The sequence below is a fragment of the Pseudomonas poae genome (genome assembly GCF_001439785.1).
Classification (GTDB): domain Bacteria; phylum Pseudomonadota; class Gammaproteobacteria; order Pseudomonadales; family Pseudomonadaceae; genus Aquipseudomonas; species Aquipseudomonas poae.
This window is the reverse complement of the sequence record NZ_JYLI01000007.1, coordinates 87,702-100,847: the sequence shown is the minus strand read 5'-3', so window position 1 is coordinate 100,847 and position 13,146 is coordinate 87,702. Positions and strand designations below refer to the sequence as shown.

12 protein-coding genes are annotated in these 13,146 nt (G+C 63.9%); 5 read left to right on the top strand and 7 right to left on the bottom strand.

From position 1 onward, the window contains the following. Nucleotide 1: 1 nt before the first annotated feature. The 4 genes from TU75_RS10540 to TU75_RS10525 all read right to left on the bottom strand — a co-directional run bounded on the left by TU75_RS10540 (nt 2) and on the right by TU75_RS10525 (nt 2,571). Nucleotides 2-445 (bottom strand): DUF421 domain-containing protein, encoded by a 444-nt coding sequence (locus TU75_RS10540; RefSeq protein WP_060548897.1) that lies wholly within the window; start codon nt 443-445, stop codon nt 2-4. Nucleotides 446-454: 9 nt separating this feature from the next. Then, entirely contained in the window at nt 455-970 is a 516-nt protein-coding gene (locus TU75_RS10535) for a hypothetical protein (RefSeq protein ID WP_060548896.1), read from the bottom strand. A gap of 4 nt (nt 971-974) precedes the next feature. Further along, nucleotides 975-1,196, bottom strand: coding sequence for a PLD nuclease N-terminal domain-containing protein (locus TU75_RS10530; protein ID WP_060548895.1), 222 nt, complete (start codon nt 1,194-1,196; stop codon nt 975-977). Nucleotides 1,197-1,323: 127 nt separating this feature from the next. Next, a complete protein-coding gene (locus TU75_RS10525) occupies nt 1,324-2,571 on the bottom strand; it encodes a glycoside hydrolase family 68 protein (RefSeq protein WP_003235678.1) in 1,248 nt (415 codons plus the stop codon). A gap of 339 nt (nt 2,572-2,910) precedes the next feature. Here TU75_RS10525 and TU75_RS10520 point away from each other — a divergent pair, with 339 nt between their 5' ends. Further along, a complete protein-coding gene (locus TU75_RS10520; RefSeq protein WP_015371794.1) occupies nt 2,911-3,342 on the top strand; it encodes a MarR family winged helix-turn-helix transcriptional regulator in 432 nt (143 codons plus the stop codon). Here TU75_RS10520 and surE read toward each other — a convergent pair. The 3 genes from surE to TU75_RS10505 all read right to left on the bottom strand — a co-directional run bounded on the left by surE (nt 3,318) and on the right by TU75_RS10505 (nt 6,089). Then, on the bottom strand, nt 3,318-4,115 hold the full coding sequence (surE, locus tag TU75_RS10515; RefSeq protein ID WP_060548894.1) for a 5'/3'-nucleotidase SurE: 798 nt from the start codon (nt 4,113-4,115) through the stop codon (nt 3,318-3,320). The two genes, TU75_RS10520 and surE, sit on opposite strands and share 25 nt — an antisense overlap. Nucleotides 4,116-4,218: 103 nt before the next feature. Continuing rightward, nucleotides 4,219-5,394 carry a sensor histidine kinase gene (locus TU75_RS10510; RefSeq protein WP_060548893.1) on the bottom strand — a complete coding sequence of 392 codons (1,176 nt, stop codon included), beginning with the start codon at nt 5,392-5,394 and terminating at the stop codon, nt 4,219-4,221. 5 nt (nt 5,395-5,399) lie between these two features. Beyond that, nucleotides 5,400-6,089 carry a response regulator gene (locus TU75_RS10505; protein ID WP_060548892.1) on the bottom strand — a complete coding sequence of 230 codons (690 nt, stop codon included), beginning with the start codon at nt 6,087-6,089 and terminating at the stop codon, nt 5,400-5,402. A 96-nt stretch (nt 6,090-6,185) separates the two neighbouring features. Between TU75_RS10505 and TU75_RS10500 the strand changes: the two genes are divergently transcribed. From TU75_RS10500 to TU75_RS10485, 4 genes are read left to right on the top strand one after another with little or no spacing between them, the layout of a single operon-like run. Beyond that, a complete protein-coding gene (locus TU75_RS10500; protein ID WP_060548891.1) occupies nt 6,186-7,676 on the top strand; it encodes an efflux transporter outer membrane subunit in 1,491 nt (496 codons plus the stop codon). Continuing rightward, a complete protein-coding gene (locus TU75_RS10495) occupies nt 7,673-8,791 on the top strand; it encodes an efflux RND transporter periplasmic adaptor subunit (protein ID WP_060548890.1) in 1,119 nt (372 codons plus the stop codon). Before TU75_RS10500 ends, TU75_RS10495 begins: the two co-directional genes overlap by 4 nt. Continuing rightward, a complete protein-coding gene (locus TU75_RS10490) occupies nt 8,788-11,856 on the top strand; it encodes an efflux RND transporter permease subunit (protein ID WP_060548889.1) in 3,069 nt (1,022 codons plus the stop codon). The genes TU75_RS10495 and TU75_RS10490 overlap by 4 nt, the downstream gene beginning before the upstream one ends. Then, complete coding sequence (locus tag TU75_RS10485; protein WP_015371789.1) at nt 11,853-13,091, top strand: alginate lyase family protein; 1,239 nt, start codon at nt 11,853-11,855, stop codon at nt 13,089-13,091. Before TU75_RS10490 ends, TU75_RS10485 begins: the two co-directional genes overlap by 4 nt. The last annotated feature ends 55 nt before the right edge of the window (nt 13,092-13,146 follow it).

Below are 13,146 nucleotides of genomic sequence, written 5' to 3'. Positions count from 1 at the left end.
GTTATTCATAGGGGATCACCGACAGTTTGCCATTGCGCTCAAGAATGGCGAACTTGATCTGCCTGATCTCAACGATGCCCTGGGCGGAACGCGCGGCTTCCAGAATATCGCCTTCATCCAGGCGCGCCCGCTTGAGCCGTTCGTGCAGCAGTTGACCGTTCTCGACCACGATGGTCGGCCCGCCATCAAGCAACCGCGAAAACCAGCGCGAGCGTTGCTTGATCAGGGACAACCCGATATCGATGGCGATTAACGTGGCGATGACCAGCAGTGCATTGGTCAGCGAAAAATCATCGCCCAGCAGCGCCTGCTGGGTGGCTTCGCCGATGACCATCAGCAACACCAGGTCAAAGGTGGTGAGTTCGGCAAGCGAGCGCCTGCCGGCGATCTTGAACAGCACCATCAACGCCAGGTAGATCGCGGCTGCGCGCAGCACCGAATCCATGATGCCCCCTCAGGGATAAATAAATTGTGAGAACTGCACGGACGCGCCGTTCGTCGATGTCACGCGTGTGGCAAAACGGCCCACGCCGTCGCTGCGCAGGGTCACATGCAGCGCGGCCCGCCCATCGGTGTCGCTGAGCGCCCACAGCCTGACTCCCTCGCCCGCCGTGCTGGCCTTGAGCGGTTGGGGCTGCAGCATTTCAACGTTGAAACCGTTGAGCAGCTCCCCCTCGATCGCCACTTCAAGGGGCTTACCGGGTTTGCCCTGCAGGTGGATGATCAGCGCATCGGAGGCGCCATTGCGCATGAAGCGCTGGTATTCGACCCACAGGTGCCCATCGGCACTGCGTGCCTGGGCATTGCTCAAGGGGCCCTTGGAAAACAGGCCGGCCAAGCTCAGGCCGATCAACAGCAACAGCGCGTACCAGCCGATGCGCTCAAAGCGCCAGACCCGGCGTTGCAGGGCCATGTCTTCCTCGACCGGGTAGTGGCGGTTGTGCAGGTCGCTGTGGTCGGGCCGCGCCATGGGGTCATCCCTTGCTGTGTTCCGGCGAGGACGGCGCCTTGGCCACGCCGCGCGGGCCGGCGACGCCCCAGATGGCCGCGCCGACGAATGGCAGCAGCACCACCAACGCCGTCCAGCCGGCCTTGCTGCCCGACGCCTTGTCGCTGCGCCAGACGCTGTTGATCACCCACAGGTCGAGCAACAGCGCGATAACGGCCAGGAAAATCCACAGATAGGTGTTTTGCATGGTGCACCTCCTTCAGGTCATGTTCATTTAGGTTCTGAAGGACGCGCGGGGGTTCATTTTTTCGGTTGGAAGGTCACTGAACGATCAAGCCGCTTGCCTGCCAGGCGCAGGCAAGCGGCTTGCGGCCTCAGCTCAGTACGACATCGCGCATCGGCGGAATATAGCCGTAGTCATAGGCCTCGCGCACAAACGAGCGGTCGCCGTGCAGCTCGATTCTGACCGTGGGCGCTTCAGTGCCGCCGATGCGGAAGTCGCCGTTCTCGGTGGGCACGCTGTCGATGAACGAGGTCACCAGACCATTGGGCATCACGCAATGTGAGTAGGTCTGAAACGGCTGCGCGGGTGGATTGCCCAGCACCAGCCCGGACGCGTTCATCGGACGGTACGGGCCGAACAGGTGTTCGCTGACAAAGCCGTACACGCCATCCGGGCCGGTCACGCCGTCGGCGTAGGTGAACTTGTGGCTGATGGTGAACAGGTAATATTTATTGTCCTGAAACACATAGTGCGGGCGCTCGGTCTGGTCGTTGACGCCGACGGCCGTCACCAGGGGCGGCAGTATTTCCCATTCCTCGCCGCTCAGGTCCTTGGCCACGGCGATGCCGATGCAGCCCACTTGATAACGCGCGCCGCCGACATCTTCGTGCCCTGGCGGGACCAGGCCCACTTCTTCCGGGCCGACCGCATGGGTGCCGCGCTCGCCCGCGACATTACCCTCGAACACCATATATAACTTGCCGTCGTTGGGATCGATAAACGGGCTGGGGTCACGAAAGTTCCAAGTCGCATTTTGTGATTCGGTTTGATAGTAAGTGCCGTCCGCCGAAAATAACGACGTCACTGTATTGAAGTTTATAAGTTGCACGCCGTCTTCACTTGTCACGATCTGGCCCTTTACCTTGGCAATCGTCGCGCCGGGCGTAACGCAGGTGTAATACAGATCGATATCACCGTTGTTATTTAACAGAATAGGCGTGCCTGCCCATTCTCGCGTGGTGGGCGACACGCCTTCAGCCATCACACGGCCGCCGAAAATCCAGTCCTTGCCGGTACGTGAATACCAGTAGCAGATGCGCGCGTGCCCGTGTCGATCCTCCCAGTCACGCTTGATGTCATAGCGCCCGTCGGCATTGATGAATTGCGGGTCGTGGGGGCGGCGGTCAGCGGTAAGCGTGAAGATCACCGACCAGCCATCGACGGAAACCACCGCGCCGTCGAGGTCGCGCAGGGGCATGGTGTCCCAGATAAACACGGTGTCACTCATGACGGGGAAGTCAGGCCGTACTAACGGTTGCGTGGTAGTCGGGTCATTTTCATTGACTTTCAGCGCATCAGCCCGGGTCCAGCGTGTGGGTGTGTGATTCGCAGGTTTCATGTTGATGTCCTTTTACTGACGCTTAAGTGACAAGCGATAAGTGAATTCAAGTCGCACGTGCACTTCGAATGATAAATGGCATTCAGGCGAAGAGCGTTACTAGTGCAAAACAAGGTTTAACACAGAACTTGAAACTTGAATTATGAATAATTATTTAAGGAGTCAAAGGCCACTACTTAATACATGGCAAGTTGATGGCCTTGAGCAACTACGCATAATCATCCGTATATAACGCGTGTTATAACTCATCATTAAGTCATCGAAAGAGCACGGCCAAACCCCAACGCGCTGCGGCCGATTTGGCTACAATCACCCAGGTTTTTTCCAAGGTGTCGTTGCATGGATATTTCGTTATTTCGCGGGCGCTTCACGCACTTGAACAAACGCTTGCGCCAGCAAGCGCAGAATCATCCCGAGACGTGGTCGCAGATGTTGGTGTTGAGCGCAATCGATCACATGGACGGCATGGCCACGCCCTCGAAAATCGCCGAGGCGGAAAATATACGCTCGTCCAACCTGGCGGCCCTGCTGAAGGATCTTGAGGCGCGGGACCTGATCACCCGCACACCCGACACCGAGGACCGCAGACGCAGCTGGATCGGCTTGTCGGCAGCAGGTCGCGAGGTGTTGCAGGCCAGCCGTGCACGCCGGGACGAATGGCTGGCCGAGGCGGTGCAAGCCTGCCTGAGCGTCAGTGAACGCGAGCAGTTGGAGGCCGCCGGGCTGCTGATGGAAAAGCTCAGCCGTTACAGCGGTTCCGCGCAGTCCTGAATCAATCGCTGCGCCAGCATGCTCGCCCCGGTGTCAGTGCGCTCGAACCGCAACGGTGTGGCGGTGATATGCCCGGCCACATGCTCGAACGTTTCCGTGCCCGGCGCATCGGCTTCGGCATGCCGTTGCAGTTGTAGCCAGTGGTATTGCAGGCCGCGCGGGTCATGGGCCGAGCGCACACTCAAGCCTTGCAGACGGCCCCTGCCCTGGCGGGTGATTTTCAGCGGCAGCACCGCCTCGGGCGCGCAGCCGGGGAAATTCACGTTCAGGCACACCTCGCGCGGCCATCCCACGGCCAGCAGTTGCGCAATCACCTGCGGCCCATGGTGGAGCGCGTTGACCCACGGCACAGCGCTGCGGTCGATGAAGCCTTGGCTCAAGGCGATGGACGGAATGCCGAACAACAGAGCCGTCATCGCTGCGCCAACGGTGCCGGAGAATACGGTTTCCGTGCCCAGGTTGGCCCCTCGATTGACGCCTGACAGGATCAGGTCCGGCTTGTCGTGGCTGAGCAGATGCCCCAGCGCCAGCGCAATGCAATCACCCGGCGTGCCGGTGACAGCGAACCGCCGCACGCCGTGGGAGCTCATGCGCAACGGCGCGTGCAGACTCACGGAGTGGGAAGTGCCGCTCTGGTCGAGCAATGGCGCGACCACCCAGACTTCATCCGCCAGTTGCCAGGCGATACGCTCCAGCACCTTGAGGCCGGGGGCATCGATGCCGTCGTCATTGGTGAGAAGAATGCGCTGCAGTCGTTGATGTTCATTCGCCATGCCCGTGCTCCGTCGATGCTGCGCAGGCGCTCGGATGAGCGCCACCGACGGTATATTTACCTATATTTAAATAGTTATCTACACATAGATATATGGCCGCTCGCTACAGCACAAACTCTGCCCTGATCAGCGTGCCGCCCCCATCGCGGTGGCTGGCGGTGATCGACCCGCGATGGGCCTGGCAGATCGCGCGGGCGATGGACAGGCCCAGCCCGCTGCCGCCCGAGTAACGTGCGCGGGAGTGCTCCGCGCGCCAGAATCGATCGAATACGCTGTCCAGATGCTCGGCTTCGATGCCCGGCCCTCGATCTCCGATCTCGATCACGATGTGCGCCTGGACCTGCCGCGCGGTGATGGTCAACTCGCCGCCACTGGCCGCGTAGCGCAGCAGGTTGTCGATGAGGATATTGAGCACCTGGCCCAGACGGTCGCGATCGGCGTTGATCGACAGCGCCGGGGCAATGTTGACTTGGGTCGCGATGGCGGCCTCGTCCAGTTGCGGCTGGAACCACGCCAGGCGTTCGCTCACCAGCGCCGCCAGCGAGAAATCGCTGCGTTCGAGCACCAACCGGCCGGCCCTGGCCATCGACAACAGGTGCAGGTCATCCACCAGTTTGCGCAATTGATCAAGCTGGCGCTTGACCATGCTCAGTTGCACCGCATCGCTGGGGAACACCTCATCGAGCATGCCCTGGACGCGGCCCATGGCGGCGTTCAGCGGGGTGCGCAGTTCGTGGGCGATCACCGCGCTGGACTCGCGCACATCGCGCTCGTAGCGCTGCAACTGGGTGGTCATGCTGTTGAAGTCGCCGATCAGGCGCCGCAGCTCGTCCGGCGTGTGCGGCTGGATCGGCAGGCGCGTCAGAAAATCCCCACCGGCGACCCGTTGCGCCCCCTGGGCAATCGCCGAGAACTGGCTGGACAAGGGCCGCGAAAACCACAGCCCAAAGAAAATGATCACCGGAATGGTCGCCAGCACCAGGCCGGCAAGAATCAACCAGTCGCGATTGGCGATGTCCGGCTGGAAGAACTCCACCGGGTAATATTCAGCCACCAGCTGACGCAAGCGCACCTCGTTGAGTTGCGGCTCGGCGCGCAGTTGCAGCAATTCCTCGCGCGCCTGGGGTGGCAGATGCTGGATAAAATACCAGTCCGACACCCAGAAGTTGATCCACATGCACAGCGCGATCACCACCACCGCGCCAATCGCCAGCAGGCTCATGCGCATGCCCACCCAGCGCCACAGGGGCTTGTCGTTGACGCGAGAGGTCTGGGTCATGGCGATTACCGGAACCGATAGCCAATGGAGCGCACCGTCACCAGCACGCCGGCGATGCCATGGCTTTCCAGCTTGCGCCGCAGGTTATGCACGTGGGCATCGACCACGCGGGCCAGCGCCTCGCTGTCGGGCAGGCAGATTTCCAGCAGCTCGTCGCGGGTGAAGGCCTTGGACGGGGTCTTGAGCAGGGTCGCCAGCAACTTGAATTCGGTGGGCGTCAGGTCCAGCCACTGTGGCGGCGCATCGCGCTGTTCTATCGCGGCGGTGAAGGCGCCCAGGTCCACCAACAGGTTCTGATGACGCAACACCTGCTCCAGCGGCTGGCTGGCGCCGGTACGGCGCAGCACCGCATGCACCCGCGCCACCACCTCGCGCGGGCTGTAGGGCTTGACCACGTAGTCGTCGGCGCCATAGCGCAGGGCGCCGAGTTTTTCCGGTTCGTCGCCCATGGCCGTGACCATGATCACCGGCGTGTCGCTGCTGCGGCGCACGGCGGACAACACGTCGGTGCCGCTCAGGTACGGCAGCATCACGTCGAGCAGTATCAGGTCCGGTTGCCAGCTTTTGTGCAGTTCGAGCGCGCGTCGACCATCCTCGGCCAGGGCCACTTCAAAGCCGTCGCGGCGCAGGTAGGCTTCGAGAATATTGGCGCTGTCGGCGTCGTCTTCGACGATGAGGATACGTTTTCCTGACACAAAGAAGCCTCTTGATGAAACCTTGATAATTCACGAACGGTTTATTGAAAGTCCGCTGTCAGTATCGCCCTACACCGACTTTCGCGAACCGATGCTATGCCGACCACCGCACCGCTGTCCAAGCCTATCAAGCTGCCTGAACGCCTCTGTGCGGTTTTGCTGCTGAGCAGCGTGCTGACCGGCTGTTCACTGGCGCCCGCGTACCAGACGCCGGCGCTGCCGGTGCCGGGCAGTTGGACACACGCACCGGCAGCGGCCTCGGCGGCCTCGGCGCCCACCGCGCAAACCGCCGTGGAGCCGCTGTCCGACGAAGAAACACAGCTGCTGGCCGGACTGGATGCGTCGGCGCAGTTGCCCCATCGGGTTGAGCAGGCGCTGGCCTACAACCGCGACCTGCGCCTGGCGATCTTGCGCGTCGAACAGGCGCGCGCCGAATACGGCATGTCCCGAGCAGCGCGCCTGCCCACCGTCGGCCTGGGGCTGCAACGCAACCGCCAGCACCTGCACGACGAGGCCGCCGACGAGCGCTACGGGCAGGACATCGCGGTGGCGTCCGTGGGCATTTCGGACTTCGAACTGGACTTTTTCGGCCGTGTCCGCAACCTGTCCGACGCGGCCCGGCATGATTACCTGGCCACACGCTACGGCGCCCTGGCCGCGCGCAAGGCCTTGATCGTCGAGGTGGCGCGGTTGTATTTGCAGGAACGTTTGCAGGCCGGCATCCAGCTCGACACCCAGTCCATCCTCGACCACCAGAACCAGCTGCTGCACCTGCTCGACGGGCAGCAACAGGCAGGCCTGGTGGCCCAGGACACGGTCGACACGCAGCGCCTGCAGGTGCACCGCGCCGCGCTGCAAGCGCAGGATGCGCGCGCCGAGCATGAACGCGCGGTGCAGGCGCTGTCGTGGGTCAGCGGCTATCAGGTTGCACCTTCGACGCAGGCCACCCTCGATCCCTCGGTGGACCTGGGCACCCCGGCATGGCTGGTCGACCTGCCCTCGCAACGGCTGTTGCAGCGCCTGGATGTGCGCCAATGCGAAGAGGCGCTGCGCGCCGCCAATGCGAACATCGGTGCCGCGCGTGCGGCGTTCTTTCCGTCGATCACCCTGAGCACCGGTGCCGGCATCGCCAGCCCGCACTTGAGCAGCCTGTTCGCCTCCGGCAGTGGCGCCTGGCTGTTCACGCCGCAACTGAACCTGCCGCTGTTCGACGGCGGGCGCAACCAGGCCAACCTTGACCTGGCCCACGTGCGCCAACAAGCGGCCGTCGCCCAGTACGAAAAAACCGTGCAAGACGCCTTCCGCGACATCGCCGACCTGTTAAGCCAGCGTCGGCAAGCGCTGGCCGATGCCGCCACGCAGGTCGAGCTGGCGGCCCTGACGGCAGCGCAGGCAAAGCGTGTCGAGCAGCAGATTGCCGTCGGCGCGGCGGCGCAGATGGAGCAGCCGGTCGCCGCGATTCGCCTCGCCGAGTCCACGCTCCAGCTGCGCAGCGCCGCCTACTCCGTGTCGTTCAACCGACTGGCGTTGTATCGCGCGCTGTCGGGCGCACCGTTGGCCTCCTCCGCAAACAGGGTTTCCCCATGAACGTGATCACCTCCCCGCTTCGCCCCTGGGGCCATTACCTGTTGCTGGGCCTGACCTGCCTGGCAATGGCGGCCTGTTCACGGGAAGAACCGCTGCCGGAGCCAGCCTTGAGGTCGGTGAAAGTCGCTCGCGTGCAGGCAGCAGACGCCGACGGCCTGCCGCTGACCGGCGTGGTGCGCCAGCGCCAGCGCGCCGAGCTGGCCTTCGAAAGCGCGGGACGCCTGGTGGCGTTGAATGCCGATGTGGGCGATGCCGTGAAACAGGGCCAGGTCCTGGCAAGCCTGGACAGCACGGTGGTGCAACTGCGCCTGAAACAGGCCCAGGCCACCCTGTTCGCCAGCGTCGCGCAGACCGGCGAACGCAAGCGCAACCGGCTGCGCCAGCAACAGCTGTTTGCCCAGGGCAGCGTCGCGGCCAGCGCCGTGGAGCAAGCCGAAACGGCCTGGCAAGCGGCCGTCGCGCAACAGGCGGCGGATGAAACCGCGCTGGATCTGCTGCGCCGCGATCAGCGCCAGGGCCGGCTCATTGCGCCGTTCAACGGTCGCATCGTGGCGCGCACGGCGCAGTTGTACAGCGAGCTGTCGCCGGGCCAGGTAGTGATGGAGCTGGAGGCCACCGATGCCGCGCAGGTCATCGTACCCATCCCGGTGGAACAGGCCATCGGCCTCAAACCGGGAGACCGCGCCGTCGCCACCGACCCGAGTGCGCCCGGCTCCAGCCTGCCGCTGGTGCTGGAGGGCCTGTCGATGCGCGCGCAGAACGGTGTGGTGCAAAGCGCACGCTTTCGCCTGCTCGCCAGCGACCTCGCGCTGCCCAGCGGCGTGAACCTCACGGTGAAGTTGGTCAGTGGCGCCCCGCAGCCGCTGAGCATTGCAACCCAGGCGCTGCGCATCGGCGCCGCCCCCGGGCGGGTGCAGGTATTCGTGTATGACGCAGCCCACGGCAAGGTCGCGTTGCGCGACATCCGCATCGGCCTGATCGACCAGGGTCGCGTTGCCATCGACGCGGGCCTTGCGGAGGGCGAACAGGTGGTGACCACCGGCGTTGCATTTCTCGATGACGGCCAGCCCGTCAACCTGCTGCAATCTTCCAGCCGCTTGAGCGTCACCCAATGAGCAACCTGACCCTGCATGCCTTGAATGGCAGCCGCCTGACGTTATTCAGCGCCCTGCTGATTCTGCTGGCGGGGGTGGCCACTTTCCTCGGTTTCCCCACCCAGGAGGAACCGTCGGTGACCATCCGCGATGCGCTGGTGAGCATCCAGTTTCCCGGGCTGCCCAGCGAGCGCGTGGAAGAACTGCTGGCGCGGCCCACCGAAGAAAAACTGCGTGAATTGCCGCAGATCAAAACCATCGTCACCACGATCCACCCCGGCAGCGTGGTCATTCAGGTGACCGCCCGCGACGACATCAAGGACCTCGGCGTGCTGTGGCAGCAGGTGCGCAACAAGGCGAGCGAGGCCGGCGCGGGTTTTCCGCCTGGCACCCAGGGTCCCTTTGTGGATGACAATTTCGGCCGCGTCGCCGTGGCCTCCATTGCCGTCACCGCGCCCGGCTACAGCATGAGCGAGATGCGCGGGCCGCTCAAACGCCTGCGCGACCAATTGGGCGGCTTGCCCGGCATCGGCCAGGTGACGTTGCACGGCGTGCAAGAGCAGCAACTGTCCATCGACTTCAACCCGCAGCGCCTGGCGGGATTGGGCCTGTCGCCGCAGCAGCTGTTCCAGCAGTTGCAGCAACAAAACGTGCTGGCGCCCGGCGGCGTCGCCGAGATCGGCGGGCAGAGCACCACCCTCACGGTCACTGGCGAACTGCTCGGCGTGGAGCAACTGCGCCAGTTGCCGATCCAGTTGCCGGGCGCCGCCGGCAGTACGCGGTCGGTCGCGCTGGGCACCATCGCCCAGGTGTCGGTGATGGCCGTCGACCCGCCGCAGACTGCCGCGATCTATCAGGGCCAGGACGCGGTGGTGCTGGCGGTGTCCATGGCTGCCGGGCAGAACATCCAGCAGTTCGGCGCCGCGCTGCGCAGTCGCCTGGCCCAACTGGAACAGCAATTGCCGCTGGGGTTCGCCACCCACGTGGTGACGTTCCAGGCGGATGTGGTCGCTCAGCAGATGAGCAAGATGAAACACGTGATGATCGAAACAGTGGTCATCGTGATGGCGGTGGTGATGCTGTTTCTCGGCTGGCGCACCGGGCTGGTGGTGGGCGCCATTGTGCCGTTGACCATTCTCGGCACCTTGATTGCCATGCGCCTGCTCGGGGTCGAACTGCAGACGGTGTCGATGGCGGCCATCATCCTCGCCCTCGGATTGCTGGTGGACAACGGCATCGTGATCGCCGAGGACATCGAACGCCGCCTGCATGCCGGCGAGGCGCGGCGCCAGGCCTGCGTGGAGGCCGGGCGCACCCTGGCGATTCCGTTGCTGACGTCCTCGCTGGTGATCGTGCTGGCGTTCTCGCCGTTCTTTCTGGGCCAGACCAGCACCAACGAATACCTGCGCTCGCTGGCCATCGTGCTGGCGCTGACGCTGCTCGGCTCGTGGCTGCTGAGCATCACGGTAACGCCGCTGCTGTGCCTGTATTTCAGCAGGGCCGCGCACGACGAGGCCGCGGACGCGGCTTACGACAGCGGCTTTTACCGTGGCTATCGCGCCGTGATCAGCCGGGTGTTGCGGCACAAGCTGCTGTTCCTGATGGCAATGCTGGTGCTGCTGGCCGCCGCTGTGTTCGAGCTGATGCGCGTGCCCTATGACTTTTTGCCGCCGTCGGACCGCCTGCAGTTTCAGGTGCCGATCACCCTGGAGCCGGGCAGCGGTTCGCGCAACACCTTGCAAAGCGTGCGCGAGATCAGCCTGTGGCTGAGCAAGGAGCCGGCGGTGGTCGACAGCATCGGCTACGTCGGCGACGGCGGGCCGCGCATCGTGCTGGGCCTCAACCCACCGCTGCCAGCGCCGGAAACCGCGTACTTCACCGTCAGCGTCAAGGCCGGCAGCGACATCGACGCGGTGATCGCCAACGTGCGCCGCTACTTGCTCAAGCAACACCCGGAGCTGCGCGCCGAGCCCAAGCGATTCTCCCTAGGCACCACCGAGGCTGGCGTGGCGATCTATCGCATCATCGGCCCGGATGAAAACGTATTGCGCACCCTTGCCGCACAGATCGAAGCCGCCCTGCGGCAGGTGCCGGGCACCCTGGACGTGCGCAACGACTGGAGCACGCGGCTCACACGCTACACCGTCGAGGTCGATCAGCCCGGCGCGCGTCGTGCTGGCGTGGACACCCAAGCCATCGCCCAGGCCCTGCAATTGCACTTTGGCGGCCTCCAGGTTTCGTCCCTGCAGGACGGTGAAACCCGCGTGCCGCTGGTGGTGCGCGAGCCGGCGCCAGTGGGCGGGGCCGCGCCCGACCTGCGCGGCATTCTGGTGTATCCGGCCGATGGATCGCCCCCCGTGCCGTTGACGGCGATTGCACAGATTCGTGCGTCCAGCGAGCCGTCGACCCTGGTGCGTCGCAATCAGGAGCGGGCAATCACCGTGGTCGGGCAGAACCCTGGCTTGACGGCCACCTCCCTCGTCAAACGGCTAGCGCCGCAAGTGGCCGCCCTGCGCCTGCCGCCCGGCTACCGGATTGAGCTGGGCGGTGAGATTGAAGATTCGGCAGAGGCCAACCAGGCGCTCCTGCAATACCTGCCCCATGCGCTGGTGGCCATGCTGTTGCTGTTTGTCTGGCAATTCAATTCGCTGCGCAAAGTGCTGATCGTGGTGTCGGCGATCCCCTTCGTGCTGATCGGCGTGGCGGTCGCGTTGCTGATTACCGGCTACCCGTTCGGCTTCATGGCCACCTTCGGTCTGCTGTCACTGGCGGGGATTATCGTGAACAACGCGGTGCTGCTGCTCGAACGCATCGAAGCGGAACTGCATGACGGCCTGGCGGTGCACGACGCGGTGGTGAATGCCGCCGTCAAACGCCTGCGCCCCATCGTCATGACCAAACTGACCTGCATCATCGGGCTCGTCCCGCTGATGCTGTTTGCCGGGCCGCTATGGGAAGGCATGGCAATCACCCTGATGGGCGGCCTGGCGCTCGGCACCCTGGTCACGCTGGGACTGATCCCGGTGCTTTACGTAGCGCTGTTCACACAGCGCAGCATTCCAACCACGGAGACGACAACACGATGAACGTTCTGCTCAAGGCAACGCGCGGTATCCAGCAATTATCCAAAGGGGCCGTGCTGCTCGGCGCGCTGTCGGTGAGCCTCGGCGCCCCCGCCTCCACCCTGCACACCGGCGCGTTCGTGCATCCAGGCCTGCTGCAAACCCAGCAGGACTTCATGCGCATCCGCGAAAAAATCGTCAACCGTAACCATCCCTGGCTGGAGGGCTGGCAGAAGTTGATCGACAACAAGCATGCCTCACTGACCTGGCAAGCCAACCCGGTGCCGGTGGTTTATCGCACGGCGAACGGCCCGAACAACTACAACAAACTGTTCAACGATGCCGCCGCGGCCTATGCCCTGGCCCTGCGCTGGCAGATCTCGGGTGATACGGCCTATGCCGCCAAGGCCGTGAGTATCCTCGACCAGTGGGCGTCCACCCTCACCGGCATCGAGGGCGAAAACGGCAGGTCCCTGGCGGCAGGCTTGTACGGTTACCAGTTGGCCAATGCGGGGGAAATCCTGCGCGGCTACCCGAAGTGGAAGGCTGAAGACTTTCATCGGTTCCAACACATGATGCTCACGGTGTTCTACCCCATCAACCATGACTTTCTGGTGCACCAGGACGGCATGCTGCCGGATCACCACTGGGCCAACTGGGACCTGGCCAACATGAACTCGATCCTGGCCATCGGCGTGCTGACCGACCGGCGCGATCTCTATAACGAAGCCGTCGACTACTTCAAGCACGGGGCCGGCAACGGCGCTATCGAACACGCGGTATGGAAGCTCTACCCCGAGGGCCTGGGCCAGGTCCAGGAAAGCGGCCGCGACCAGGCCCACACCATGCTCGACATCGCCCTGCTCGGCAGCTTCTGCCAGATGGCCTGGAGCCAGGGCGACGACCTGTTCGGCTACCAGAACAACCGCGTGCTGCAAGGCGCCGAGTATGTGGCCAAGTACAACCTGAACCATGAGGTGCCGTTCACCACGTTTACCAACAGCGCGTTCAAGCAGAAGGTGATCTCGCCCGACAAGCGTGGCGAAGTCCGTCCGATCTGGGAATTGCTCTACAACCACTACGTGGTGCTCAAGGGCCTGAATGCACCCTATGTGAAAGCGTTCGTGCAAAAGGTCCAGCCCGAGGGCGGCGGCGGCGATTACGGCCCCAACAGCGGCGGGTACGATCAGTTGGGGTATGGGACCCTGCTGTATTCGCTGGGGGAGTATGGTTTGAGCAAGGCTGAACTGGTGCCGTGAGGCGGGCGTTGTGGCAATCGGGCTGTTGTAGGGAGCAGGCTTTTTGTGGCGAGCG

Bases quoted from the DNA above. Each gene is read 5' to 3' on its own strand.
- TU75_RS10520 (WP_015371794.1), top strand. From the start codon at position 2,911: ATGGATATTTCGTTATTTCGCGGGCGCTTCACGCACTTGAACAAACGC.
- TU75_RS10500 (WP_060548891.1), top strand. From the start codon at position 6,186: ATGCCGACCACCGCACCGCTGTCCAAGCCTATCAAGCTGCCTGAACGC.
- TU75_RS10485 (WP_015371789.1), top strand. From the start codon at position 11,853: ATGAACGTTCTGCTCAAGGCAACGCGCGGTATCCAGCAATTATCCAAA.
- TU75_RS10540 (WP_060548897.1), bottom strand. From the start codon at position 445: ATGGATTCGGTGCTGCGCGCAGCCGCGATCTACCTGGCGTTGATGGTG.
- TU75_RS10525 (WP_003235678.1), bottom strand. From the start codon at position 2,571: ATGAAACCTGCGAATCACACACCCACACGCTGGACCCGGGCTGATGCG.
- TU75_RS10535 (WP_060548896.1), bottom strand. From the start codon at position 970: ATGGCGCGGCCCGACCACAGCGACCTGCACAACCGCCACTACCCGGTC.
- TU75_RS10510 (WP_060548893.1), bottom strand. From the start codon at position 5,394: ATGACCCAGACCTCTCGCGTCAACGACAAGCCCCTGTGGCGCTGGGTG.
- TU75_RS10530 (WP_060548895.1), bottom strand. From the start codon at position 1,196: ATGCAAAACACCTATCTGTGGATTTTCCTGGCCGTTATCGCGCTGTTG.
- TU75_RS10495 (WP_060548890.1), top strand. From the start codon at position 7,673: ATGAACGTGATCACCTCCCCGCTTCGCCCCTGGGGCCATTACCTGTTG.
- surE (WP_060548894.1), bottom strand. From the start codon at position 4,115: ATGGCGAATGAACATCAACGACTGCAGCGCATTCTTCTCACCAATGAC.
- TU75_RS10490 (WP_060548889.1), top strand. From the start codon at position 8,788: ATGAGCAACCTGACCCTGCATGCCTTGAATGGCAGCCGCCTGACGTTA.